The sequence below is a fragment of the Endozoicomonas sp. NE40 genome (assembly GCF_040549045.1).
Lineage (GTDB): Bacteria > Pseudomonadota > Gammaproteobacteria > Pseudomonadales > Endozoicomonadaceae > Endozoicomonas_A > Endozoicomonas_A lisbonensis.
The window spans coordinates 1,958,371-1,984,963 of the sequence record NZ_JBEWTB010000002.1; the positions used below are offsets into that span (position 1 = coordinate 1,958,371).

A 26,593-nucleotide genomic window follows, 5' to 3' on the forward strand; every position below is an offset into this window, starting at 1 on the left:
ACATGACGGGGGAAACGGATTTTAAAACAATGCTCAGTCAATTTAGCTATGGCATTCGAGGGGATAATGCTTTCGATAAAAAAGCAAACCGTACAGGTTATTGCACTTCTTGTCGCTATTTTATTTTGTATGGCAGAAGCACACAGCCAGGGAAAAGGGAAAAACACAAAAGACAGTGAAAAGATGCCCCTGCTTCGCCAGGAGATGACTGTTGAGGAGGCTCCGGCTTCTTACAACGCATTTCGCAGAATAGAGAATCCGCGACGCTACAGACTGACCTTTACTATTCGTGCCTCAGACGATTTGAGGGATACCCGGGAAATACCCCGCACCGTCATCATTGCGCTCCCGGGAAACCTTCAGCCGCCGGTATTCAACAGGCAGCCCCAGCCTGCTCAGCTGACCGCTATGACCCCATTTGGAATGGCAGGTTCATTCGACAACATGGGCGAAGGCACTTCCTGGATGGGCGCAAGTACTTCGTCGGGCTGCACAGGAACAGGCACAACACTAGACGATGCGGTTGAGCAATATCGCCTGAACAACCTGCAACTGGGAATTTCTGAGTTAGTACCAACGTTTTATAATTATTCCGATGTGCCAGCCATCGAACTCAGGCACATAGAAGACATAAGCAGTTTACTACGTTTGCTAAGGGGTATCGGGTCAACAGCGTTCAGGCTTACTGACCAAAGAGATTATCTTCAGAATCTGGCGGAGACCTGTCAGCACTGCGATCGCTATGGTAGCGAGGGGGTGACATTTGTCGGAATCAACGGATGTATCCTACTGGGAGCATGTGCTTTTGATGCATGGCTGTGTCAGCTTTCCAAAGTCAAGATTCTGACAAAACTGATAGCTGGTCTTTCTCCATTTGGTCTGTCTTGTTGCGGGTGCTGGTACACAATGAATCTCCTGGACGGAACACTGGCTTCCCGTACTGTCACAATCAGTCTGACCGAACGGCTTTCTTCTGAGGATGACTCGCTTGAAAGCAACTTGTCACCTGAAACCATTGAGCTGTTACGAAACAGCCTGTCAGCTTTTCATCGCAGAGACCAGTGGCCTTTTATTCGCTCACTGGACTCGTCGTTATCTGATGAAGGCCAGACCAGAAGGACTTCAATACACGTTGAGGTGCTGGCTCCGGAGACATATACTAGGTCCTCCGATATTCTCAACTATCTGGGGCTGACCAACATGGGCAATGAGGAAATCTCCTTTTCTGTATTGGGGCGGGACTAAAATGCCCCCGGGAGACTCCGTTAATTTCGCTCACTGCACTCATCACTGTCTGATGATGGCGTAGAAGTATCTTCATACAATTTGAGGTGCTGGTTCTGGAGATAAAATGCTTTTCGCCACTATGTGGCTGTTTTGCACCAATAGGATTCAGGCAATCCTCTTATACATCAAAGTAGTGCATCAAATTAGTGCATAAAAATGTCTGTCATGTTTACTTTTAGTGCAACATTTCAGGATTTCAGTAGAAAATCCTTCAACACTGCCGCACAAGAGGGCATGAAACAGTGTTTTGAAAAGCTGGCACGCTGTTTGCTTTTCCAAATGCAGATCAGTCACACCTGTGGCCAACCATTGAGCCAGGCGGAAGATCATTCAATCGACTCAACCCTATTGGCGTTGAAGATCAGAGCCAAAAGCGATGCTCTCAGTTTTGAGCTAAGTCCTCTGGAGGAAATAATAAATGTCCAAGACCCTGAACCTGATCAAGGATCATGACGTTAAATGGATTGACCTGCGTTTCACCGATACCAAGGGTAAGGAACAGCACGTTTCCATGCCAATCAGTGAAGTAGATGGCGATTTCTTCGAACTGGGTAAAATGTTCGACGGCTCCTCTATCGCAGGTTGGAAAGGCATCAACGAATCCGACATGATCCTGATGCCAGATGACAGCAGCTCTGTAATCGACCCGTTCACCGACGAAACTACCCTGAACATCCGTTGCGACATCATTGAGCCTGCCACCATGCAGGGCTATGAGCGTGACCCTCGCTCCGTTGCCAAGCGCGCGGAAGAGTACCTGAAGTCCACCGGTATCGCAGACACTGCATTCTTCGGCCCGGAACCAGAGTTCTTCGTATTTGATGACGTTAAGTGGAAAGTTGATATTTCCGGCGCATCCTACGAAATCAACTCTGAAGAAGCCCACTGGTCCAGCAACGCTACCTTTGCTGACGGCAACACTGGCCACCGCCCAAAGGTTAAAGGCGGCTACTTCCCGGTTCCTCCGGTAGACTCTCTGCACGACCTGCGTGCCAAGATGTGTCAGGCAATGGAAGACCAGGGCCTGGAAGTTGAAGTACACCACCACGAAGTGGGTACTGCCGGTCAGTGTGAAATCGGCGTTAAGTTCAACACTCTGGTGAAAAAGGCTGACGAAGTTCAGATCCTGAAGTACGCAGTACACAACGTTGCTCACGCTTACGGCAAAACCGCTACCTTCATGCCTAAGCCTCTGGTCGGTGACAACGGTAGCGGCATGCACGTTCACATGTCCCTGAGCAAGGACGGTGACAACCAGTTTGCTGGTGACGGCTATGCGGGACTGAGCGAAACCGCCCTGTACTACATCGGTGGTGTCATCAAACACGCTAAAGCGATCAACGCTTTTGCCAACGCCTCCACCAACTCTTACAAGCGTCTGATTCCAGGCTTCGAAGCACCGGTTATGCTGGCTTACTCTGCCCGTAACCGTTCTGCTTCCATCCGTATCCCTTACGTGAACAGCCCTAAAGCCCGTCGTGTAGAAGTTCGCTTCCCTGATCCGACCGCTAACCCATACCTGTGCTTCGCAGCACTGCTGATGGCTGGCCTGGACGGCGTAAAGAACAAGATCCACCCTGGCGATGCTGCGGATAAGGACCTGTACGACCTGCCAGCTGAAGAAGCTAAGGAAATTCCAGTCGTTGCTGAAAGCTTCGAAGAAGCCCTGGCAGCCCTGGACGCTGACCGTGAATTCCTGACCGCAGGCGGCGTATTCACCGACGACATGATCGACGCTTATATTGAGCTGAAGAAGGAAGAGTGCCTGGCTATCAGCCAGACAACTCACCCTGCAGAGTTTGACCTGTACTACTCTGTTTGATTGCCCGTACAGATAAGGCAGAGAGTTCTGCCTTATCAAAACACTGATTTTCAGTGTGCTTTCCAAACCCTGAAATGGCTGATCGTGGTATTTACCCGGTTAGCTATTTTCTTTTCTGACTACTTAATTCCGACTATTCAACGGCCCTTCAGAGCAGTAATCTATTCCTATACCGCTATCCACTGGTAGACTTCAATGAGAATAAAAACTCTGTCACTGCTCCTGATATTGATGACTGCGTCATTCAATGCCAGTACGCAGATTTACAAATCCATTGATAAACATGGCAATGCTGTGTTCACCGACAAGCCTTCCACTACCCGTCCCAGTGAACCCGTTACGCTTGAACCCATCACCAGCCTGCCAGCTCCAGCCAATACTCCTTCCCCCGGCTTCTCTGCTCCTGAGCCAGCAGAACAACAGGACAAACCTGGTTACAGCGTTTTTTCAATCAGCAGTCCGGCTAATGATTCAACCGTTCGGGATAATGGCAACTTCACGATAACAGTCAGTGTCCAGCCCAATCTGGCCAGAGGACACCGAGTACGTTTTTTTATTAACGGTCAGGCAGTGGCAGGTCCACAAAGAGCGCTTAGCCATAAGGTCGAAAATATAAACCGGGGAACACACCAGATCAGGGTAGAGGTGGTTAGTCATTCAGGAAAAGTGATTCGGACAGCCGAAAACACCGTACACGTCCAGCGTGCTATTTTCAGGCCTCCTGCCCCCTGAGTAACGGGTTATATTGGCCGGAAAACAAGATACCAATCTGATAAATCACTCATTCAGCAACCAGATTAAGCATTTTGCCTTCTGACAATGATCGCCATATTAATGTCCTGATTAATTAAAAATCACACAGAATATTCTGCCCACGAAAGTTTTCCACCTTAAACCGCCACTAACTCAGACATAGCTATGCTAGATGTTAATAAACGTTTGATGCAATGGCATAAAAGAGAGTTGTTATCAATATTTCATAAGAGAATTAAATACAACTCTCTTAGACTTTAAAGCTATGAATGAGCATAAGGATCATGAATTCAAGTTCAGAAAACTCTACACCTTTGGTTGGTGAAGTCGTCGCCGTGACAGGCAAAGTTGTTGTTTTAAAACCAGATGGTTCCAGAAAAATACTTGAAGAAGGCTCAAAGGTTTACCTCCATGATCGCATTCTGACAGATGGTGGAGGTTCTGCTGAAATAAAAACGATGACCAATCAGGCGCTGGTTCTTAGCAATAATCAGCAACTGGTTCTTGTGGATGGCATATTATCTCACGTTGATAGTAATCCTGAAGAAGATCTTCGGTCGGACGAAGACATTCAGTCTGAAATTGCCGACGGAAAAGACCCAGCCTCAATCACAACAGCCAGTTCTGCCGGTGAAAAAGAAGCATCTGATGAAGGGAGTTCAAGGGTAGGTGTCATCAAGCGGGTTGCGCTTGATATGCCGATCATTGAGAACCTGGGGCATCATAAAAATAAAGCCAGTGTTGATCCAAGCCATATTGATCGGGATGAATCGAGTACACTGAGCGAAGAAAAATCAATTAATCCGGAAGAAGAAAGCGAGCAGGAAAAAAGTGAGTTAATACCGATTTCTTACAAGCCTGTTATCTTAAGCTCTGAATTTTCAAGCAATGATGACAACTCTATCCTTAAAGGCCAGCTTTCCGTTACCGATCAGAATGTTGGCGAATTGCTGACATATTCTTTGATCTCTTCTCCAGTTTCCGGCTATTTAAACCTGAAAGAAGATGGCTCATTTGAGTTTGACCCCCGATTCGATTTCAAAGACCTTGGTGAAGGAGAAAGTCGTACGGCCACCTTTGTATTCGAGGTTTATGATACGCAAAATAATAAAAGTCAGGCCTCTATAGATTTAGTCATTCAAGGCTCTAATGACGCACCAGAATTTTCTGACCCAGTCACCCTTTCCACCAGCCAGAATGACGGCATCGTTACTCTTAACCTGCTGAAACACGCTACGGATAAAGATATTAACGACCAGTTATCCATAACAGACTTAAAGCTGGTATCTGGCACAAACTCAGGAGTCAGCTTCGAAAATAACATCCTGACTATAGATACGAATGCCTACAGATACCTGGGAGAGCAAGAGTCCGAAACCATCACTTATGAATACCAGGTCACTGATTCTCAGGGAGCTTTTACCTATCAAACCGCAACTGTATCAATCACTGGAACTAATGATCTTCCCGAAATCGAAGCTGACATCGCTGTAACAACCGACGAAAACGCTTCCCTGTTGAATGTTGATTTACTGGAAGGGGTTTCAGACATTGATGTTAACGACACAATAGATGTCGTTAACTTCCAAACTCAGGAAGGCAACTCAGTTGGTGTTACTACGGCTGCTGATGGCAAAAGCCTGACAATCTCCCCCTCAAGTTACGAACATCTGGCAGAAGGCGAAACCGAAGAACTCAAATTCAGATACGATATCCAGAACAAGAACGGCGATTTTATCAGCCAGAGCGCATCCGTGATCATTCAGGGGATTAATGATCCGTCAAATATATCGGTTAATGACAATCTTTCTTATATAGAAAACGACGCTCACATTCCAATAGACCGAAGTCTGACCCTGACAGATGTAGACTCATCAACCATTCATTCGGCAACCATCAAGATCAGCGGAAGTTACAACCCGGCTGAGGACCAGCTGGGTTTTCTGGATCAGAACGGTATCACTGGACACTGGAATGCAGTGTCTGGAACGCTGGATTTAACGGGTCAGGCTACCACTGCCCAGTATCAGGAAGCGTTAAGAGCTGTCACCTATAGCAACGGTTCTGATGCGCCTGATACCACAGACAGGATTATCAGCTTTAAAGTCAATGATGGCTATCATGACAGTAGTGTCGCCACTGCTACCATCACCATTACAGCCGTAAACGATGCACCAACTGCATCAGACAAGACGCTTACCCTTGACGAAGATACCAGCTACACCTTTACTGCTGCAGATTTCAGCTTCAGTGATATTGACGGCGACAACCTCTCCAGTATTACCATTAAAACGCTGCCAGCTGCCGGTTCACTAACACTCAACGGTTCTGCGGTTACCGCTAACCAGGTGATTACCGCTGGAGATACTCCCAACCTGGTCTTTACTCCGGCGGCTAATGCCAACGGGGCGAATTATGCCAATATTGGCTTTACCGTCAGCGATGGCAGCCTGAACAGTGGCACACAAACCCTGACCATGGATGTAACAGCTGTTAATGACGCTCCAACAGCCGCAGACAACACGCTCACGGTGGCCGAAGATGGCAGCCATACCTTCAGTGCTTCCGAGTTCGGATTCAGTGACATCGACAGTGGTGACACCCTTTCCAGCGTTACCATTAAAACGCTACCAGCCGCCGGTTCGTTAACACTGAATGGTTCTTCGGTGACTGCTAATCAGGTGATTGCCGCCGCAGATATTCCCAACCTGGTCTTTGCCCCGGCGGCTAATGCCAACGGGGCGAATTATGCCAATATTGGCTTTACCGTCAGCGATGGCAGCCTGAGCAGTGGCACACAAACCCTGACCATGGATGTAACAGCCGTTAACGATGCCCCAACGGCTTCTGACAACACGCTCACTGTTACAGAGGATGGCAGCCACACCTTTAGCGCCTCTGAGTTCGGGTTCAGTGACATTGACAGTGGTGACACCCTTTCCAGCGTTACCATTAAAACGCTACCAGCCGCCGGTTCGTTAACACTGAATGGTTCTTCAGTGACTGCTAATCAGGTGATTGCCGCCGCAGATATTCCCAACCTGGTCTTTGCCCCGGCGGCTAATGCCAACGGGGCGAATTATGCCAATATTGGCTTTACCGTCAGCGATGGCAGCCTGAACAGTGGCACACAAACCCTGACCATGGATGTAACAGCTGTTAATGACGCTCCAACAGCCGCAGACAACACACTCAGGATGGCTGAAGATAGCAGCCACACCTTCAGTGCTTCCGAGTTCGGGTTCAGTGACATCGACAGTGGTGACACCCTTTCCAGCGTCACCATTACAACATTACCAGCTGCCGGTTCATTAACACTCAATGGTTCTGCTGTTACTGCTAATCAGGTGATTGCCGCTGCAGATATTCCTGATCTGGTCTTTGCCCCGGCGGCTAATACAAACGGTACGAATTACGCCAATATTGGCTTTACCGTCAGCGATGGCAGCCTGAACAGTGGCACACAAACACTGATCATAGATGTGACGACAGGAAACGATGCACCAACGGCTTCTGACAACACGCTCACGGTGGCTGAGGATGGTAGCCACACCTTCAGTGCTTCCGAGTTCGGGTTCAGTGACATTGACAGTGGTGACACTCTTTCCAGCGTTACCATCAAAACACTACCAGCCGCCGGTTCGTTAACACTGAATGGTTCTTCGGTGACTGCTAATCAGGTGATTGCCGCTGCAGACATTCCCAACCTGGTCTTTGCCCCGGCAGTTAATGCCAACGGTGCTGGCTATGCCAATATTGGCTTTACCGTCAGCGATGGCAGCCTGAGCAGTGGCACCCAGACCCTGACTATGGATGTGACTGCGGTAAATGATGCACCGATCGCTGCTACTCCACAGGTTACTCTGCAAGGTACTGAAGACACGGTTCTGACCATAACCAGAAACCAGCTACTGGCAGGTGCCAGCGATGTAGAGGGTGATACTCTCTCGGTCAGTAACGCAAGTTACAGCGGCTCGGACGGAACACTTGAAGAGTTCAGTGAGCTGGTTTTTGGCAGCAATACGAGCAACAAGGTTGAGGTCACTGACACTTTACAAAGCTTCAGCAATTTTTCCCTTGGGTTTGAATACACTTCTACGGGCAGCCATTCGGGCTCCCTTGACGCTCTGATAAGCATGTCAACCTCCAGTAATGACAACGCGATCCTGGTTTACAACAACAACAGCAATGGCTCACTCAATGTGCTGGTTAACGGTTCATTAGTGACCTTCACTGGCATTAATCTGAATGATGGTGCAACACACAATGTGGTCCTGGTCTGGGAAAGCAGTTCTGGTGATTTAAAACTGTATGATAACCAGCAATTAGTAACCACCCAGAATGTCGCACAGGGAGCCACCATTGCAGCCGGCGGCTGGTTCATGCTCGGTCAGGAACAGGACAGTTATGGTGGAGGTCTGGATGCAGCCCAATCACTAACGAATGCAAAATTTGGACATGTCACACTCGCTTACGATGCTGTCAGTCAGTCCGACATTGTAGCGGGTACCAGCATTGCGGATGCCAGTTCCAATCTGGCACTGGACCTCAGGGAAAGCAATGATCAGGTCGTCGACGCCGCCAATAACAGTAATCTGACGGTGGCAGGCAGCGTTACCGCCGATCATCGCTACGAGTTTACCCCCAACAGCGATTTCAATGGCAATTTACAGCTGGACTACGACCTGTTTGATGGCAACGCGACCACATCTACCCAGGCGACGTTATCGTTCAGCCCTGTAAACGATGCACCAACGGCTTCAGACAACACACTTACAGTGGCTGAAGATGGCAGCTACACCTTCAGTGCTTCCGAGTTCGGGTTCAGTGATATTGACAGCGGCAACAGTCTTTCCAGTATTACCATTACAACTCCGCCGTCTGCCGGTTCATTAACGCTGAGCGGTTCTTCGGTGACTGCTAATCAGGTGATTGCCGCTGCAGATATTCCCAACCTGGTCTTTACCCCGGCGGCTAATGCCAACGGGGCGAATTATGCCAATATTGGCTTTACCGTCAGTGATGGCAGCCTGAGCAGTAACACCCAGACCCTGACCATGGATGTAACAGCCGTTAATGATGCTCCAACGGCTTCAGACAACACACTCACAGTGGCTGAAGATGGCAGCCATACCTTCAGCACCTCTGAGTTTGGATTCAGTGACATCGACAGTGGTGACACCCTTTCCAGCGTTACCATTACAACATTGCCAGCTGCCGGTTCATTAACACTGAACAGTTCTGCGGTGACTGCTAATCAAGTGATTGCCGTTGCAGACATTCCCAACCTGGTCTTTGCCCCGGCAGCTAATGCCAACGGTGCTGGCTATGCCAATATTGGTTTTACCGTCAGCGATGGCAGCCTGAACAGTGGCACACAAACCCTGATCATGGATGTAACAGCCGTTAACGATGCCCCAACGGCTTCTGACAACACGCTCACTGTTGCAGAGGATAGCAGCCATACTTTCAACGCCTCAGAGTTCGGGTTCAGTGACATCGACAGCGGTGACACCCTTTCCAGCGTTACCATTAAAACGCTACCAGCCGCCGGTTCGTTAACACTCAATGGTTCTTCGGTGACTGCTAATCAGGTGATTGCCACTGCAGATATTCCCAACCTGATCTTTACCCCGGCGGCTAATGCCAACGGGGCGAATTATGCCAATATTGGCTTTACCGTCAGCGATGGCAGCCTGAGCAGTAACACTCAGACCCTGACCATGGACGTGACAGCCGTTAACGATGCCCCAACGGCTTCAGACAACACGCTCACGATAGCCGAAGATGGCAGCCACACCTTCAGTGCTTCCGAGTTTGGGTTCAGTGACAATGACAGTGGTGACACCCTTTCCAGCGTCACCATTAAAACGCTACCAGCCGCCGGTTCGTTAACACTGAATGGTTCTTCGGTGACTGCTAATCAGGTGATTGCCGCTGCAGATATTCCCAACCTGGTCTTTACCCCGGCGGCTAATGCCAACGGGGCGAATTATGCCAATATTGGCTTTACCGTCAGTGATGGCAGCCTGAGCAGTAACACCCAGACCCTGACCATGGATGTAACAGCCGTTAATGATGCTCCAACGGCTTCAGACAACACGCTCACGATGGCTGAAGATGGCAACCATACTTTCAGCGCCTCAGAATTCGGATTCAGTGACATTGACAGTGGTGACACCCTTTCCAGCGTCACCATTACAACGTTGCCTGCTGCCGGTTCATTAACACTGAACGGTTCTGCGGTGACTGCTAACCAGGTGATTGCCGTTGCAGACATTCCCAACCTGGTCTTTGCCCCGGCAGCTAATGCCAACGGTGCTGGCTATGCCAATATTGGCTTTACCGTCAGCGATGGCAGCCTGAGCAGTGGCACACAAACCCTGACCATGGATGTGACTGCTGTAAATGATGCACCGATCGCTGCTACTCCACAGGTTACTCTGCAAGGTACTGAAGACACGGTTCTGACCATAACCAGAAACCAGCTACTGGCAGGTGCCAGCGATGTAGAAGGTGATACTCTCTCGGTCAGTAACGCAAGTTACAGTGGCTCGGACGGAACACTTGAAGAGTTCAGTGAGCTGGTTTTTGGCAGCAATACGAGCAACAAGGTTGAGGTCACTGACACTTTACAAAGCTTCAGCAATTTTTCCCTTGGGTTTGAATACACTTCTACGGGCAGCCATTCGGGCTCCCTTGACGCTCTGATAAGCATGTCAACCTCCAGTAATGACAACGCGATTCTGGTTTACAACCACAACAGCAATGGCTCACTCAATGTGCTGGTTAACGGTTCATTAGTGACCTTCACTGGCATTAATCTGAATGATGGTGCAACACACAATGTGGCCCTGGTCTGGGAAAGCAGTTCTGGTGATTTAAAACTGTATGATAACCAGCAATTAGTAACCACCCAGAATGTCGCACAGGGAGCCACCATTGCAGCCGGCGGCTGGTTCATGCTCGGTCAGGAACAGGACAGTTATGGTGGAGGTCTGGATGCAGCCCAATCACTAACGAATGCAAAATTTGGACATGTCACACTCGCTTACGATGCTGTCAGTCAGTCCGACATTGTAGCGGGTACCAGCATTGCGGATGCCAGTTCCAATCTGGCACTGGACCTCAGGGAAAGTAATGATCAGGTCGTCGACGCCGCCAATAACAGTAATCTGACGGTGGCAGGCAGTGTTACCGCCGATCATCGCTACGAGTTTACCCCCAACAGCGATTTCAATGGCAATTTACAGCTGGACTACGACCTGTTTGATGGCAACGCGACCACATCTACCCAGGTGACGTTATCGTTCAGCCCTGTAAACGATGCACCAACGGCTTCAGACAACACGCTTACGGTGGCCGAAGATGGCAGCCACGCCTTCAGTGCCTCCGAGTTCGGTTTCAGTGACAAGGATAGTGGTGACAGCCTTTCCAGCGTTACTATTACAACACTGCCAGCCGCTGGTTCATTAACGCTGAGCGGTTCTGCGGTTACTGCCAATCAGGTGATTGCTGCTGCCGATATACCCAATCTGACCTTTGCCCCGGCAGCTAATGCCAACGGTGCTGGCTATGCCAATATTGGTTTTACCGTCAGCGATGGCAGCCTGAACAGTGGCACACAAACCCTGACCATGGATGTAACAGCCGTTAACGATACCCCCACACTAGAAAATGCTCCCCTCCTTGATAATGTTGCAGTGGCTTATAGCTTCAGTGATACGAGTGACGCCTCTGGTAATAACCTTGATTTAACCCTGAGCGGAAGTGCAAACCTGAACGGCAGTGGTTCGGGTTCCGCCTTTGAAATGAATGGCTCTTCTGGTGCCGGTGAAATAAGCGGGCTGGAGACTGGCGGCACTATGTCGGTGTCTACCTGGGTACGTTTTGACAGTTTTGCCCAAAACTGGTCGCGTGTATTTGATTTTGGTGATGGTGCTGGCAGCAATAATATTTTGATGGGCCATGTCAAAAACACTAACGATCTTGGCCTGCATATTATAAATGACCCCAACATTGGAACCTTCAGGTTTGAAATTGCCGACTTTTTTACAGCCGGTGAATGGGTTCATGTCACCACCACATTTGCCAGCGATGGTACGGTGAGTATCTATAAAAATGGTGAACTGGTTCGTTCAGAATCACACTCGCTTCCAACTGAAACGGTTCGAAACCACAATTATATTGGTAAAAGTAACTGGTCAAGTGACGGCTATATGGACGGTGCCATTGATGAATTTGCTGTTTTCAGCGACACCCTTACAGCCTCAGAAGTTAAAGCCATTTACGAAGCCAGTAGTGTTCACAATCTGTTGAATGATGCTTTTTATATTGACGAAAGCAGTGTCAATAACAGTGTGGTCGGGTCAGTTTCTTCACAGGATGTTGAAAACGACACCCCGACGTATTCTCTGACCAATAATGCAGGCGGTCGTTTTGCCATTAACTCCGCAACCGGTGAAATCACGGTTGCCAATACGTCTCTTCTGAACCATGAAAACAGTGGCAGCCATACCGTCACTGTGCAGGTAAGTGATGGCAATTCATCAAGTACCCGTGATTACACGATTTATGTAACCGATACACAATCAGACCTTGTGGGTCACTGGACGTTTAATGAAGGCTCGGGAACAACCGCTGCCGACAGTTCAACGGAAGACACGATTTCCGATAACGGCACACTGGTCAATAGTGCTGCTTTCATTGCAGGCGGTCTGGACGGTAGCGCGGTTTCTTTTGATGGCAACCTGGCACGAGTCAACATCGCCAACTCGTCCGAGCTAAACACTTATACAGGTACGAAAAGCCAGTACACCATCAGCCTGAACTTCAAAGTAGATACCACGAATGACCTGTCTGGCCGCAAGATATTGTATGAACAGGGCGACGCAACCAATGGTATGAACCTGTACATTGACGATGGAGAACTTTATGCCGGAGCCTGGTCGGAAGACTCAGGCTGGAATGGTCACTGGCTGAACACAGATATCAGCTCCCTGAGCAGCGACTGGCACCATATCGCCCTGGTGATCAACGCAGACACCTCTAAAATGGAACTGTTTCTCGACAATAAGTCTGTCGACAATGGCACAGCCAACTCTGTTTCTCCGCATACCGGGGACATCGCATTTGGTGGGCTTAATGTCGATACAAAGTTCCACGATGGAGACCATACCGGCAACTCCGGCTACGGGTTCAAGGGCTCAATCGACGAAGCCCGAATATACAACCGGGCTTTATCCAATGAAGAACTTCAGACTCTCAGCAATGAGTTCAAGTCCATCATTTCAGGTACACAGCTGAGTGATACGCTTCAGGGCGACGGGACAGATAACACGATCATTGGCGGTGGCGGCGATGACATCCTGACCGGAGGGAATGGCAGCGACCATTACATCTGGTACATTGACCACACCGGTACCGCTGAAGCGCCAGCAGTCGACACGATCACCGACTTCACTGTAGGCCAGGGAGGTGATGTACTGGACCTGAGGGATATACTGATTGGTGAAGAAAGTAATTCACTGGACGAATACCTGCATTTTAACTTTGACAGTGGCGATACCACTCTGGAAATCAGCCCCCAGCCCAATGGCGACGTTACTCAGAAAGTGACTTTAGAAGGGGTTGATTTATCAAGTATGGGCGCATCCGATTTAGACATTATTAATAGCTTGCTTAATGACGGAAATTTACAAGTCGACCAGTAAAAGCCAAAGGAACTCCCCTTCTTCTTTAATAACCGCCCAAAATGCACCAATTTGGTGCATTTTGGGCGGTTGATCCTTATAATCTTCCCGCTGTGTTACACGATTAAGCAACTCTTACCCAAGAGCCTGCTCAATGAACGTGTTGGTTCAATTCTTGCTGTATTCAACTCAGAAAGAAAAGCCATGTATAACTTTCGCTATAGGCAGTCGTAAAACGTGACAAGTCAAACAATAAAAAATTTATCAGGGACGTTCAGGTGATCGAACAATTTGTACTGGGCAATCTTAATACCGCCGTCATTGCACTTGATCAGGATTTGCGAGTCAGCTATCTCAACCATGCCGCTGAAAACCTGCTGGATATCAGTGAGCGGCGCAGTTATAGCCAGCCTGTAGAAACACTGTTAACTCAACCCAGTCTGGAAGATGACCTGAAGCGGGCGCAGTCCCAGCAACAACAGTTCACTCGCCGTAAAGCCTGCATCAGTATTAACAACGAACCTGTCACCGTTGATTACACGGTAACACCTGTCGACTATCCGAAGATCAGTGTTCTGCTGGAAATACACCCAAGGGACCGGTTACAGCGCATTACCCGGGAAGCCTCTCTGGTCGCCAAACAGGAAACCGCCAAAAGCCTTGCCCGGGGCATGGCTCACGAAGTGAAGAATCCTCTTGGCGGGATTCGGGGCGCAGCACAACTGCTGGAACGCCAGTTAGCCGATAATGACCAGAAGGAGTTTACGACCATCATTATCGAAGAAGTCGACCGGCTTCGTGACCTGGTTGACCAGATGCTCGGGCCTGTCAAACCGCCCAGTCTGAAAGCACTGAATGTGCATGAAGTGATTGAAAGGGTGGTACAACTGACTGAGGCGGAAACGGACGGTGCCATTCAGTTCGTCCGGGACTACGACCCCAGTATTCCTGAAATACCGGCAGACCGGGAGCGGCTGATTCAGGCCATTCTGAACCTGGTTCGCAATGCCATGCAGGCCATTGAACAGCACATGCCTTTAAGCGATGGGCAGATCACGATCCAGACCCGGATTATCCGGCAGTTCACCATCGCCAACGAATGCTGCCGTCTGGTGTGCAACATCAGCATTATCGACAACGGCCCCGGCATTCCCGAAGATATGATCGAAACCATCTTCTATCCCATGATCAGTGGCCGTGCCGAAGGCACCGGGCTGGGCCTGCCTATGTCACAGTCAATTATCAGTCAGCATAAAGGACTGATTGAGTGTGAAAGCAAGCCTGGCCGAACCTGTTTCAATGTTTATATACCGATTGCTCTCTGAGAGGAGAATACATGACGACCGATTCGCAAGTCTGGATTATTGATGACGACCGATCTATTCGCTGGGTTCTGGAAAAATCCCTTCAGGGTGAAGGATTAAAGGTTGAATCCTTTGATTGTGCAGATAAAGCGATAGAAGCTCTGGACAATGGCAAACCGGAAGCCATTATCAGCGATGTCCGGATGCCGGGTACCAATGGTCTGGATTTCCTGAAACAGGTACAGGACACCTATCCTGAGTTACCCGTGATCATCATGACCGCCCATTCCGATCTCGACAGTGCAGTGGCTTCCTATCAGAGCGGTGCCTTTGACTATATGCCCAAGCCCTTTGATATTGATGATGCCATCTCCCTGACCCGGCGGGCGCTGGAACACAGCCGCCAGCAGGCACAGGAAGTCAGTACGGTTGAGCCTGTGGATAACTCCACAGAAATCATTGGTGAAGCGCCCGCCATGCAGGAAGTATTTCGTGCTATCGGGCGACTGTCTCACTCCAATATTACAGTATTGATTAATGGCGAATCCGGCACCGGCAAAGAGCTGGTTGCCCGCGCATTACACAGACACAGCCCCAGAGCCGCCAATCCATTCATTGCCCTGAACATGGCTGCGATTCCGCGAGACCTGATTGAATCGGAACTCTTTGGCCATGAAAAAGGTGCCTTCACCGGTGCCGGTGCCATGCGCAAAGGACGCTTTGAACAGGCAGGTCATGGCACGCTGTTTCTGGATGAAATCGGCGATATGCCTGCCGACACCCAGACCCGTCTGCTCAGGGTTCTGGCTGATGGCGAGTTCTACAGAGTGGGTGGTCACACACCTGTAAAGGCTGATGTACGCATTATCGCCGCCACTCATCAGGATCTGGAAAAGCTGGTTAACGAAGGCAAGTTCCGGGAAGATTTATTCCACCGTTTAAATGTTATTCGTGTGCATCTGCCCAGACTGTGTGAACGGTCTGAAGATATTCCTGTTCTGGCACGTCACTTCCTCGACCGGGCTGCGAAAGAGCTGAATGTTGAAACCAAGATTCTTACGCCTGAAACGGAAAGCTATATCTCATTACTGCCCTGGCCCGGCAATGTCCGCCAGCTTGAAAATGCCTGCCGCTGGTTGACCGTAATGGCTTCAGGCAGGGAAGTATTGATTTCAGACCTGCCTCCAGAGCTACTTAATACAGAGTTACTTAATAAAGAGCTACTCAATAAAGAGCTGCTGGATCAGAATCAGCTTCCTCAGGCAGCACAAGCCGGTAGCTGGGAAAAACCGTTGAAACAGTGGGCAGAGAAAGAGCTGGCAATAGGTAACGCCAATATTCTGGAGAAAGCTGTACCTGCGTTTGAGCGCATTCTTATTGAATCCGCATTACAGCACACAGGAGGGCGCAAACGGGATGCGTCTGAATTGCTGGGTTGGGGGCGAAATACCCTGACCCGGAAGATCAAAGAGCTTGGTATTGCTGACAAAGCACTTTGATATTGAATATTCTCAAAAAGAAGATATCTTTTTGGCATGTGGCAAATATTGGAACACCGCTCAGTTCCCAAACAGCTCAAAAAGTTGCCCGTTGAGGTTCTGAAGGTAATCTACACCATTGAATCTCAACAGGTGCGGGTCAAGGTAATCAAGGTAACGCCTCATGACTACAAAAGACGATAACGAATGGCAACCAGCCACAACAAACATTGAACTGACGGCAGGTGAATCGCTTCGGATTATGCGAGAACTACAGGGACTTAGCCAACAACAGCTAGCTGACCGTACTGGCATACCCCATTCCACGATAGCAGCCATTGAGAAAGATACCGCCGGCATGAACATACCTCAGGCAAAGCAGCTGGCGATTGCCCTGAGCTGTCATCCAGCCGTTCTGTGTTTCCCTGGCTGGCAGGTTACGCAAGTGAATACTCATAGCGCATAAATCTGAATTTCTGGCATTTTTCCATTAACATTTTTTACAACGGCCCTGATTTATAAAAAGAGTCAGACATCTGACTCTGGCTCTTTCCATACGTCCTTGTATCCATCCATTTATCCGCAGTCCTCATGATCTAAAAACAGCTGATCATGTATCTCATTGTTTTTTAAAGAAATCCTTCACGACAACCAAAAACCTGCTGCCAGAAAGTTTCTATAATTCAATTTTCAGGGATAAATCAGATAAGTAGTTGATTAAGGAGTACCCTATGAACGTTAAACGCCAAGCGAAATGGATGTCTGGCGCGGCGCTTTCCATCCTGTTTGCATTCGCAACGCCTGTACAGGCAGACACTCAAGAGAAAAAAGCCATGATACTGGCCGGGCCGATTGGCAAAAGCTCCAGTGCTTCTGCCAGAATCACACTGGTCATTCCGCCCAGACCGGATAAAGCCAAACAATCCAGTACCAAGCAGACAGCTTCTGAAAAGCCTTCTGATAAAAACACCCAGAAATAACATAAAAAGAAACCCCTGATGCAGTTCAGGGGTTTCTTTAAGCTAACATGCCATTAATCCGCCTCAATAGTAAGCGTCAGTGTATCCATATAAATATCAGCCGGTTTGACACTCAGAATACTGATCTCTGGCAACTCTATTTTTAACTGCATGTTCTCACCAGTCCCCGTCGTACAATTTTCAGTCACGTCACCACTCAGGCCATGCCGGGTATCACCGTAACGGATCTGACGGATAGAGCTTCCGACATTGGCAAGGTAAACACTGTAATCAATAAAGTCGCCCGTGTTCTTTCCTTTCAGTTCAAACACTTCATTCTGCGTGGTAGGCGTTATCTTGAAGTCGCCTCCCCCCTGCACATGGGCGCAAAACGTCTGATAGTGGCTCCTGTTAAACCCATCAGCCAGAAATGTCCCGAAAGAGGCATTTTCCAAACCACTTATCTTGACTTTAGGACGTATGATGACCCCTATTTCAATGTAAAAGTTATTGTATTCCTCATCATCTGCACGGCCTTTTATCCACAGCCAGAAGGCGTGTTCACCAGCTTCCAGTTTATTTATATAATTGTCATGAAAGGTCAAATGTAAGTTGGTGGTATAGTAAGTATCTGGCTTTCCATCATCATCGCCACCAGAAATACTGTCTCCAGTAGCCCACTGCGGCCGTGTTCTGGGGGAAGACATTTCAATATTGTAAAAAGTTTCATCAACCTTGCTATAACCGGAACTGGGAGAATAGTAATACAGCGACTCCCGTTTCAATTTCCACTCTTCACTGTCATCACCATCATAGGCACGAAACTTGAAATTGATTAAGATAGGGTCACTGCCTTTCTCTATCTCAAATTTCCCCAGAAAGTCGCTTTTATGTTTTTCATTGCCTTCGCATACCCCGCCACCTAAATCAGTGAAGCAAAACACTTCGTCATCAGAGTAAGCAAATGGAGGAAAAACGGTCAGAGAACACACCAACATGCACAAAAAAGCAGGCCACTGCCGTAGTTTGGTGAGCTTGACAGGTAACTGGATAGTGCGGAAGTACTTCATCTTTACAGCTTTGTTTTGACTTTAAACGTTAAAGCCTGAACCCGATTCTTCCCTGACCCTTATTGTTTCCTTAGAGGCTAAACTCCTGACGCTGCTCACGGGTTCCGTCAAACATCCCGAAACGAACCAGCTCTCCCTTGCCCGGCAGGTCCAGAGTTAAACTCTGTCCGGCATAAATACGACCACCAGAGGTTATCTCAACACAATCACCTTCCTGTTCTGCTCCTGAGCACTGTTCACCGTTACGAAGAATGACATTACTGTTGCCTTTATTGGTAAACGTCACCTTGTTGCCATCCCGCTTAGCGGTTACTTCATAGACCGGGTTTTCAGGGCGTACAAAAATCAAAGCCTGATAAGCAATCAGTAATTGAATAGCGTTCTGGTTGGCTTCTACATCCCCCGTTACGGGGCGAAAAGTAATCCGGTAAACATCTTCTGTGTCTTTAGGTGTTTCCAGGTTCACCAGCCGGACAGTTCTGCGCCCTCTCGGGGCAACGATAGACTTCTGCGGCGTTGCCAGCAGTTTCATGTCATCCGGGTTAGTAATTCTGATACGTTCTTCATTCTCAGCGCCGGGGTTAACCACCTTATAGATCTCTGTTTGCAGAAACAGATTATCGTCGCTAACGTTAGTCACCCGAATATCCTGCCTTGGCTGATTGCCCGGCTCAAAATAAACGATCATCCGATCCAGCAACATGTTGCCGCTGGCAAAAGGAGCAGCCAGCATAGCGGTGAAAAAAGTGGTAAAAAAGGCAACCACCAGCCTTGTTTTTTTTCTTACTTCCACGACATCATCCTGACGGTTAGTTATTGTATTTTAAATATTGGATGCCTCGGCCTGATTATGAACGTCTGAGTAATTACAGACAACCTGCCCAAGGTTAATAAAGTCATCTTTCTTATCGTCAATATCCAGCTCGACCAGACACTGTTTGCCGCCTTTCATAAAAATTAACTGTTCACTGTCGTCAGTAACCTCGGCCTGAAACATACCAAATTCATCACTGACCGCCAGACCCACACCGCCCTGAACACTGGCATTAACCAGCCAGTCACCACCAGCAGCCCGCACTCTGCCGTATAACACCCGGACACTGTTAACGTTGTAATCCAGGTCCATCACATTACCGGGGTACAGGGTGACTTCGTATTCTTTTTCATCAAATGCGAAAATACTGCTCCCTGCTGGTCGGATACTGACCTTATAGGTTCTGAACGGACTCAGATGAATGATCGACGCTTTTCCTCCCAGTGCATAGCCCCGTCGCTGGTTATCCACATAGACATCAAACTGGTCACCCAGGGATGCACCATCAACCGTTACGACCACCGCTGAACGGGACTGGGACTCGCCACCAAAGGCAAACACGTTATTGTTTGCCATAAAGCTGCTACTCAGGCTGGCTGAGTAGCCGGTCGTGGTGTTGGTGTCGGTTTCTGCATGGTTAACATTCAGATTCGCTGTCCCCCAGGTCGATGCAAACCGACTGGTAAGCCCTGCGGAGGTTCGGCCCGGTGCTTTTTCTGCCCTGAGGGTACTGCGGACACTGCCGGCAAAGGTATCTTTGTCATTGTAAGTGGCGGACACCTGCAACTGCTCTGTTCGGTCACTCTCACCAGCAGCGGTTTTGTCATAACGGGCCTGAGGGTTTGCACGGAAAGTCCATTTATCTTTTGAACGACTCAGGTCTAGTGAAATCAGACCGCTGATCTGCCCCTCATCCGTCCATGATGTATCAAAACGCATAGACACTGAGTAAAGCCCGTCACGGTAAAGCGTTCTGCTGTAACCGACACTTTGTCGTGTTTGCCGGTCAGTCTGACTACCATCCAGAGAGTTGCTCTCACTTTCACTGTAACGGTAGCTGCCGTTACCGCCCAGAATCGGATAGTTCATGGAAACACTGCTTTGTCGAAATTCATTGCCCAGCAGGTCAAACTCCGTTGCGGGTCGAATGTTATTCCGCCATAGCTGAAGATAACTGCCGCTTATATTAAAGTTGCCGTAGCGATAACGTGCATCCAGTTTGCCGCCGTAATCGCCCTCATCGGACAGCATAAAGGAAGGTGCCAGCTCGTAATTACGACCGATTTTGAAAAACGACGCTTCCCCCAGGCTCTGCCCTTCGGTGGCTGCCAGCGCAAAAGAGCCGGATAAGGTATCTGCCAGGCGCAGATTGACACCACCGCGAACCAGAACATCGTCCAGCACCTCAGGCAGTATTTTCTCTGCCGAAGACTGGGAAGCCCGCCCGCCTTCGAGAAAATATTCTTTTTCGCCAATGGGCGCTAAACGGGTTTGTCTTGCAAAGAACCGGGTTTCGGTACGAATCAGATTGCCTGCCTCATCGAGCAGGCGTATGGTCAGATCGTAAGCACCACTGGGAAAGTTGGTGGTATCCAGCTCCTGATTACCCGCTTCTACCAAACCACTGCTGATCAGACGCTCTTCATAAATAATTTCATAACGTCCCTGAACCGGCATAAAGATTTCCAGTGGCGTACCCTGGGTAAATGAACGGTCGGTTCGGGTGTTAAATGAACTGGCTATTCTGGCGCCCCATAAACGACGACTGGCGCTAAAGTTCAAACCAAACCCTGTGGTATTGACCAGCCCTGCCTGCCACAGGCGACCTTCGTAATCCCGTTCAAACAACAGGGTGTTAACGCTGACGTCCTGATCCCTTGAGAAATCCCAGTTCGCCTGAAGACTGCTCTCTTCAAACGACATAAAACTACTGCCAAACACGGTGTAGTTTTCCTGTGAATTACCGTCATTGAAGTTACCGGAGATATTAGCCGACAGGTTTTGGATAACAGCAACGCCCGCTTCAGAACCTGGCAGAAAGCGGCTTTTGTCCAAAGCCTGAACGGTCAGCAGGCTGGGGTGAATAAACAGGTCGGCTTTAAAATTATCCGCATTAAAAATAACCCCTGCCACGTCCGGATCGATAATACCGCACCCCTGACTCCTGTTGCTGTAACAGATAGCTTCGGCGTGGCTGTCCAGCTCTCCTTCCAGAGCCTGAATTACTGGAAACGCGTCCAGAACGGCGGGAATTTGCCGAACCAGTTTTTCCGGGTCTTCGAATTCAATAGAGTTGGTAGTGAATACCGCTGACATGGTGGTGACAAAACGACCACCGAAATAGACGTCGACCATGCTTTGCTGGGGGGCGAGGAGGTCTTCGAAACCTGCGGGGACGCTCACTTGAGAGATAATCAGAGGTTTTTGAGCATACACAAAACTTGCGAAAATGGGTGCAAACGTCAGGCATGCTATTTTTACTGTTTTTTTTATCATTTTCGCCTGCTTTACTGTCTATCCATTCTGCAGGATGTGATTTTTTCTCTTATTTGGCTTCGACAACCAATGTCAGAGTGTCGGTGTAATTACCTGCCGGTTTCTGACTCAACTGCTGAAAAGTAGCATTCAGTCTTATCGCCAGTGTCATATTGGTGTTACCAAGACCGCCACAATAATCCTCCTCATGACCGACAAAGGTTTCATCTTCCGTTTGGCTGTTCATTTCCAATAGGGAGCGTTCTGGAACATCATTACCTACACCAAACATGGGAAGGTACGGAATAGTGCTTTTTTGATTATTTGCAGTGCTGCTCAATTCAAAATTACTAGTACGCTTATCACCACCTTCTGCTCGAATCGTAAACAGACCATCCCCAGAGGCATGGATACAAAAGTTCTTTGAGTCATAAGGCAAATGACCCGGAAACAAACCAAGTGAATAATCATCTAAGCCAGATATACGAACTTGCTTATTACCAGAGGCAGTAATATTAAAGTTGTAATACAAATACTTTACGGACTTCTCGTCAGAGTCGTAACCCTTAAGCACAACAGTAAAGACATGTTCTCCTGCCGAAAGACTCTTCAGAACCCTTTCCTTAATAGTCAAATTAAGAAACATATCACCTGACATACCATTTGGGTTTAAATCTTCAGCATCACCATTTATTTCATTATCAATGGGCCATTGAAAGTTATTATTATCATGACCAAATTCTGGAATGCTGAACTCAGTATTGAGAACATAATGGTTACCATCATTAAAGTCGCCTTTTTCTACAGGGATACCATCTTTTTGAAACTCGACGAAGTCAAGCTTCCAACCTACATCGCAATTGTTATTGCTATTGCTATGGCAGCCAGAACGAAACTGAAATCGTGGAGATGACCGAAAAGACTGATCACCATTTATAGGATAAGAAACATCTGCCTCGACACTGTCATCATAACGATCAAGATCTTTGTTAGGAAAATTACAAGTATTTTCACCAGCCACAGCCCAACAAAAACCCGGCTCTCCGCCTCCTGAAAATGACAAAGAAGGAAGCAGCAACAGAATAAAATAACAAAACCTCAAATTATAGAACCATGCAAAGATGGTCACTCGCTTGAGAGTGTTTTGGGTTTTATTGCACTGGTTGTTTAACTTCATGCCAGAAACCTGGAGTGGCTTAGATGCTTGTTTTTATGTTGTAGGTTGGGACGAGCAAAGCGATTCCCAACATGGGTACTCGGCGTTGTTCACCTTGTTGGGAATCGCTTTGCTCGTCCCAACCTACTTGCTTCAATTTGCAGAAACAGTCAACGTAAGGTTTCCTGTGTAATCTCCAGCAGGTGCAGATGAAAGGTCAGATGGATCAACAAATACATAAACAGAAGCATTAAGTGTACCTAGATCACATTCAAAACTATCATTTATAGTTGCATTACTTAGTCCAGAAATTGTTTGAGTTCCATTGGCAGTTAGAGTATCACCTTGTTTTTGTCCACCTTCATTTACATCATTAAACAGGTCAACTGAATAAGGAATAGAGTTATTACCATCTTTCAAAAGAAAGCCTTCATCACCACCGCTTACAGCTAGATCTACTGAAAATTTATTTGTTCCGACCCCTGAAGCATAAATACAGAAATTCGCTCCTTCTCTCGGGGTTGCATTTTCATTAGTAAAGGTTTGAAGGTCAATTAATTCTTCTAATTGACGAAGCATTAAAAAGCCCCCTCCACCGCCTAAATCACTACCATCTTTAACAGCTAGTTCGATCCTTGTTGAATCTCTGACTGGAGGAACATCCGTAGCATATAAGCCTCCTGAAATTGTAGCTCCAGCGATAAGTACTGCTACTGCTGTTTTTCTAGCGATCATAATTTGTTCTCCTTTTTGATCCACTATTTCTCACTATCTTGGTATCCAGCAATGCCCACTCACTGCACAGAAACCGTCACCGTCAACGTATCCGAATAACTGTCTTCCGGTTGATTCTCAAGATTTTGTAACGGAACCCTGACGTTTATCGAAGTATTATTATCTTCACAGTCCGAGTTCACCGGCTGGGTCGGCAGCCTTAACTGCTGCTGTGGTACGTCTTCCAGAGAAGTCAGGTTCAACTCGGTACCGGAGCCGCCAGTCTGGTCGTACCAGACAACTTCGTAAGGAATTCTGGCGGCCGAACTGGTTCCCAGCAAAGCAAATGAACTGTCGCCTATGCTGTTGGCACTGTTAATCGTTAAAGCGAATTCTTCGGTGTTGTACCAGATGCAAAAGTTATTCAGAGACTGAGGTACTGTGACATAGTCAAACTCACCCAGGGAAAATTCCTGAAGCTGATTGACTCTTGCAAGCGCAGGGACAGAGAGCGTGATGTCGGCTTCTGCACAGGATTCAGCTGCAAGAACACCGTCACCGCCATTGGGTATGCATACAGCCGCCGAATAAGCCGACTGCAATGCAAATATGATGAATACCAGATACCTGTAAATCATATCCGTTGACCATCAGGTTGCTTTTATTGTTATACGACTAACGTCATTTCCTTCTTACGGTTCATTGTGCAGCTTTCTTTGATCTAAATCTACTAAATACCTTCTATTTTTATTTTTTTTCCACGTCCCAGAAAAACCACACTTGCCAAGCCTCAGACAAGACTGACTATGTACTTGATATTTGTCGTATTATTTTTCATTCAGAATTTTTCCGCATCTGTATTTCAAGTTAATCAAAGCGTTGGTCATGCTGATCAAACTTCACCCTGACGGTATCAACCTTTATCCTCGCATCATGCTGACTGGTCAGTGTTATATTCTGGATGTCTGTATACACTTCCGTCAGGTTATGCACTTCAGTATGCTGCGCCTTGTGCTGTTCGAGCCTTGCTTCCACAAACCGGGTTTCTTTCGACACAGCTTGTTCTTTTATTAGTGATTTTGATTAAGGAACGAGCAGATAGCGATGATTCTGTGGTACTGCCTGACATTTCCTCTCCCCCCTTTTGTAAAGATTTTCAGGACAGGAACTCTCAGGAATTTCCATGGTCAAACGTTTTAATGGCCGGATTCTTTATTGATCTACGCTTAGATATGTAGCTTCATGAAAGAGTTGATGTAGTTGTGAAGCCAAAGCTCCAGTACACGATTTTATGAGGCTTTAGAGAAATGGACTTATCACCTTACGACCAGTGCCGTAGCGACGAAAAGCAGTGCCGAATCGGTCGTTCCTGCAACATTATCACCCTTGCTTTAACGCTTATCCTTATTTCAGGTTTTGCAGTAGCCGATTATCTGGCAGTCAAATGCAACATGAGCGATCAGCACGAGCAGAGTGACAAAAAATAATCAATTATTTTCTCCAGATACAATTAAGCCGGGCAATAACCCGGCTTAACTGATGCAAAAGACTAATTATTAATCTTCAGCTTCTACCGCTTCAGCTTCAACTGGACGATCCAGCAGCTCAACGATAGCCATAGGAGCGTTGTCGCCCTTACGGAAACCGCACTTCAGAATGCGGATGTAACCACCTGGACGCTCTTTGAAGCGTGGACCCAGATCAGAGAACAGCTTGCCAACAGTTGCCTTATTGCGGAGACGATCAAACGCCAGGCGACGGTTAGCCACGCTGTCTTCTTTAGACAGGGTGATCAGGGGCTCAGCAACACGACGCAGCTCTTTAGCTTTTGGCAGTGTTGTCTTGATTACTTCGTGCTCAACCAGGGAACTGGTCATGTTACGGAACATAGCCTTACGATGAGAGCTATTCCGGTTGAGCTTGCGGCCACTCTTACGATGACGCATGGCACAAACTTCCTCGTTCTGCCATCAGCCCCGCCTTTATCTTTCACCGCTCACTCGTTCACATAAAGTGTCGGTTTGCAGCGGATAAAGGCGTCAGGACTGCATGGCTGTTTTAAGCAGAAATCTTGTCGTCGTTCTTCAAACTGGCAGGTGGCCAGTTATCCAGACGCATACCCAGGCTCAGACCTCGGGAGGCCAGAACGTCCTTGATCTCAGTCAGGGACTTCTTACCCAGGTTCGGGGTCTTCAGCAGTTCGACTTCAGTACGCTGGATCAGGTCACCAATGTAGTAGATGTTTTCTGCTTTCAGGCAGTTTGCACTACGTACAGTCAGTTCCAGATCATCAACCGGGCGCAGCAGGATAGGATCAACGTCGTCCTCTTCCTTCACTGGCTCAGGCTCAGCTTCACCTTCCAGGTCTACGAATACCGCCAGCTGCTGCTGCAAGATAGTAGCAGCGCGACGAATCGCTTCATCCGGATCCAGTGTGCCGTCTGTTTCCAGGTCGATCACCAGCTTGTCGAGGTCAGTACGCTGTTCTACACGGGCGCTTTCAACGACATAGGATACGCGGTATACAGGGCTGTAGGTGGCATCCAGCTGAAGGCGGCCAATAGCACGGGTTTCTTCTTCGTCGTGACGACGGCTTTCGCCGGACTCGTAACCACGACCACGAGCTACCTTCAGTTTCATATTCAGGTCACCTTTATCGTTCATATGAGCGATAACGTGATCAGGATTCACGATTTCAACATCGTGATCCAGCTGAATATCGGCGGCGGTCACAACACCTGATCCCTTTTTGTTCAGGGTCAGAGTTGCTTCATCACGGCCATTCATACGAATAGCCAGACCTTTCAGGTTTAGCAGGATTTCAATTACGTCCTCCTGCACACCTTCAATCGCGCTGTATTCGTGCTGAACACCGTCGATCTCTACTTCCGTTACGGCACAGCCTGGCATGGAAGAGAGAAGAATGCGACGCAGCGCGTTACCCAGAGTATGACCGAAGCCCCGCTCCAGCGGCTCAAGGGTAACCTTGGCGCGTGTCAGGCTGATTTCCTCAACGTCAATGTGTCGAGGAGTTAGAAATTCAGTAACCGAATTCTGCATGGATGTTAC

At 48.2% G+C, this 26,593-nt stretch carries 18 protein-coding genes; 9 read left to right on the forward strand and 9 right to left on the reverse strand.

Going from position 1 to position 26,593, the window contains the following annotated elements:
- The first annotated feature begins 66 nt into the window (after positions 1-66).
- The 8 genes from V5J35_RS09795 (at position 67) to V5J35_RS09830 (ending at position 17,316) form a co-directional block, all read left to right on the forward strand.
- On the forward strand, positions 67-1,245 hold the full coding sequence (locus V5J35_RS09795; RefSeq protein WP_354011071.1) for a hypothetical protein: 1,179 nt from the start codon (positions 67-69) through the stop codon (positions 1,243-1,245).
- Positions 1,246-1,705: 460 nt separating this feature from the next.
- Positions 1,706-3,109 (forward strand): glutamate--ammonia ligase, encoded by a 1,404-nt coding sequence (glnA, locus tag V5J35_RS09800; protein ID WP_354011072.1) that lies wholly within the window; start codon positions 1,706-1,708, stop codon positions 3,107-3,109.
- Positions 3,110-3,304: 195 nt separating this feature from the next.
- Positions 3,305-3,841 carry a DUF4124 domain-containing protein gene (locus V5J35_RS09805; protein ID WP_354011073.1) on the forward strand — a complete coding sequence of 179 codons (537 nt, stop codon included), beginning with the start codon at positions 3,305-3,307 and terminating at the stop codon, positions 3,839-3,841.
- A gap of 305 nt (positions 3,842-4,146) precedes the next feature.
- The gene (locus V5J35_RS09810; protein ID WP_354011074.1) at positions 4,147-13,575 is read left to right on the forward strand and encodes a retention module-containing protein; all 9,429 of its coding nucleotides are present in this window, start codon (positions 4,147-4,149) and stop codon (positions 13,573-13,575) included.
- 257 nt (positions 13,576-13,832) lie between these two features.
- A complete protein-coding gene (gene glnL / locus V5J35_RS09815; RefSeq protein WP_354011075.1) occupies positions 13,833-14,879 on the forward strand; it encodes a nitrogen regulation protein NR(II) in 1,047 nt (348 codons plus the stop codon).
- An 11-nt stretch (positions 14,880-14,890) separates the two neighbouring features.
- Positions 14,891-16,357: a nitrogen regulation protein NR(I) gene (glnG, locus tag V5J35_RS09820; RefSeq protein ID WP_354011076.1), complete on the forward strand. Its 1,467-nt coding sequence runs from the start codon at positions 14,891-14,893 to the stop codon at positions 16,355-16,357.
- 163 nt (positions 16,358-16,520) lie between these two features.
- Entirely contained in the window at positions 16,521-16,802 is a 282-nt protein-coding gene (locus tag V5J35_RS09825) for a helix-turn-helix domain-containing protein (protein WP_354011077.1), read from the forward strand.
- 265 nt (positions 16,803-17,067) lie between these two features.
- Entirely contained in the window at positions 17,068-17,316 is a 249-nt protein-coding gene (locus V5J35_RS09830; protein ID WP_354011078.1) for a hypothetical protein, read from the forward strand.
- Positions 17,317-17,369: 53 nt separating this feature from the next.
- Here V5J35_RS09830 and V5J35_RS09835 read toward each other — a convergent pair whose 3' ends face one another.
- The 7 genes from V5J35_RS09835 to V5J35_RS09865 form a co-directional block, all read right to left on the reverse strand.
- The gene (locus V5J35_RS09835) at positions 17,370-18,365 is read right to left on the reverse strand and encodes a hypothetical protein (protein ID WP_354011079.1); all 996 of its coding nucleotides are present in this window, start codon (positions 18,363-18,365) and stop codon (positions 17,370-17,372) included.
- 70 nt (positions 18,366-18,435) lie between these two features.
- Positions 18,436-19,158: a fimbrial biogenesis chaperone gene (locus tag V5J35_RS09840; protein WP_354011080.1), complete on the reverse strand. Its 723-nt coding sequence runs from the start codon at positions 19,156-19,158 to the stop codon at positions 18,436-18,438.
- A 30-nt stretch (positions 19,159-19,188) separates the two neighbouring features.
- Positions 19,189-21,582: a CS1-pili formation C-terminal domain-containing protein gene (locus tag V5J35_RS09845; protein ID WP_354011081.1), complete on the reverse strand. Its 2,394-nt coding sequence runs from the start codon at positions 21,580-21,582 to the stop codon at positions 19,189-19,191.
- A gap of 142 nt (positions 21,583-21,724) precedes the next feature.
- Positions 21,725-22,831 (reverse strand): hypothetical protein, encoded by a 1,107-nt coding sequence (locus tag V5J35_RS09850; RefSeq protein ID WP_354011082.1) that lies wholly within the window; start codon positions 22,829-22,831, stop codon positions 21,725-21,727.
- A gap of 132 nt (positions 22,832-22,963) precedes the next feature.
- Positions 22,964-23,545 carry a hypothetical protein gene (locus V5J35_RS09855; protein WP_354011083.1) on the reverse strand — a complete coding sequence of 194 codons (582 nt, stop codon included), beginning with the start codon at positions 23,543-23,545 and terminating at the stop codon, positions 22,964-22,966.
- Between the two features lie 59 nt (positions 23,546-23,604).
- The gene (locus tag V5J35_RS09860) at positions 23,605-24,162 is read right to left on the reverse strand and encodes a hypothetical protein (RefSeq protein WP_354011084.1); all 558 of its coding nucleotides are present in this window, start codon (positions 24,160-24,162) and stop codon (positions 23,605-23,607) included.
- Positions 24,163-24,391: 229 nt separating this feature from the next.
- Entirely contained in the window at positions 24,392-24,580 is a 189-nt protein-coding gene (locus V5J35_RS09865) for a hypothetical protein (RefSeq protein ID WP_354011085.1), read from the reverse strand.
- A gap of 251 nt (positions 24,581-24,831) precedes the next feature.
- On the opposite strand from V5J35_RS09865, the gene V5J35_RS09870 reads away from it, so the two are divergent.
- Positions 24,832-25,011 carry a hypothetical protein gene (locus V5J35_RS09870; protein WP_354011086.1) on the forward strand — a complete coding sequence of 60 codons (180 nt, stop codon included), beginning with the start codon at positions 24,832-24,834 and terminating at the stop codon, positions 25,009-25,011.
- Positions 25,012-25,080: 69 nt separating this feature from the next.
- On the opposite strand, the gene rplQ is transcribed toward V5J35_RS09870, so the two are convergent.
- Both rplQ and V5J35_RS09880 read right to left on the reverse strand, forming a co-directional pair.
- The gene (gene rplQ / locus V5J35_RS09875; RefSeq protein ID WP_262595320.1) at positions 25,081-25,470 is read right to left on the reverse strand and encodes a 50S ribosomal protein L17; all 390 of its coding nucleotides are present in this window, start codon (positions 25,468-25,470) and stop codon (positions 25,081-25,083) included.
- Positions 25,471-25,582: 112 nt separating this feature from the next.
- A complete protein-coding gene (locus V5J35_RS09880; RefSeq protein WP_354011087.1) occupies positions 25,583-26,584 on the reverse strand; it encodes a DNA-directed RNA polymerase subunit alpha in 1,002 nt (333 codons plus the stop codon).
- Between the last annotated feature and the right edge of the window lie 9 nt (positions 26,585-26,593).

Bases quoted from the DNA above. Each gene is read 5' to 3' on its own strand.
- V5J35_RS09795 (WP_354011071.1), top strand. From the start codon at position 67: ATGCTTTCGATAAAAAAGCAAACCGTACAGGTTATTGCACTTCTTGTC.
- glnA (WP_354011072.1), top strand. From the start codon at position 1,706: ATGTCCAAGACCCTGAACCTGATCAAGGATCATGACGTTAAATGGATT.
- V5J35_RS09805 (WP_354011073.1), top strand. From the start codon at position 3,305: ATGAGAATAAAAACTCTGTCACTGCTCCTGATATTGATGACTGCGTCA.
- V5J35_RS09810 (WP_354011074.1), top strand. From the start codon at position 4,147: ATGAATTCAAGTTCAGAAAACTCTACACCTTTGGTTGGTGAAGTCGTC.
- glnG (WP_354011076.1), top strand. From the start codon at position 14,891: ATGACGACCGATTCGCAAGTCTGGATTATTGATGACGACCGATCTATT.
- V5J35_RS09825 (WP_354011077.1), top strand. From the start codon at position 16,521: ATGACTACAAAAGACGATAACGAATGGCAACCAGCCACAACAAACATT.
- V5J35_RS09830 (WP_354011078.1), top strand. From the start codon at position 17,068: ATGAACGTTAAACGCCAAGCGAAATGGATGTCTGGCGCGGCGCTTTCC.
- V5J35_RS09835 (WP_354011079.1), bottom strand. From the start codon at position 18,365: ATGAAGTACTTCCGCACTATCCAGTTACCTGTCAAGCTCACCAAACTA.
- V5J35_RS09850 (WP_354011082.1), bottom strand. From the start codon at position 22,831: ATGAAGTTAAACAACCAGTGCAATAAAACCCAAAACACTCTCAAGCGA.
- V5J35_RS09855 (WP_354011083.1), bottom strand. From the start codon at position 23,545: ATGATCGCTAGAAAAACAGCAGTAGCAGTACTTATCGCTGGAGCTACA.
- V5J35_RS09860 (WP_354011084.1), bottom strand. From the start codon at position 24,162: ATGATTTACAGGTATCTGGTATTCATCATATTTGCATTGCAGTCGGCT.
- V5J35_RS09870 (WP_354011086.1), top strand. From the start codon at position 24,832: ATGGACTTATCACCTTACGACCAGTGCCGTAGCGACGAAAAGCAGTGC.
- rplQ (WP_262595320.1), bottom strand. From the start codon at position 25,470: ATGCGTCATCGTAAGAGTGGCCGCAAGCTCAACCGGAATAGCTCTCAT.
- V5J35_RS09880 (WP_354011087.1), bottom strand. From the start codon at position 26,584: ATGCAGAATTCGGTTACTGAATTTCTAACTCCTCGACACATTGACGTT.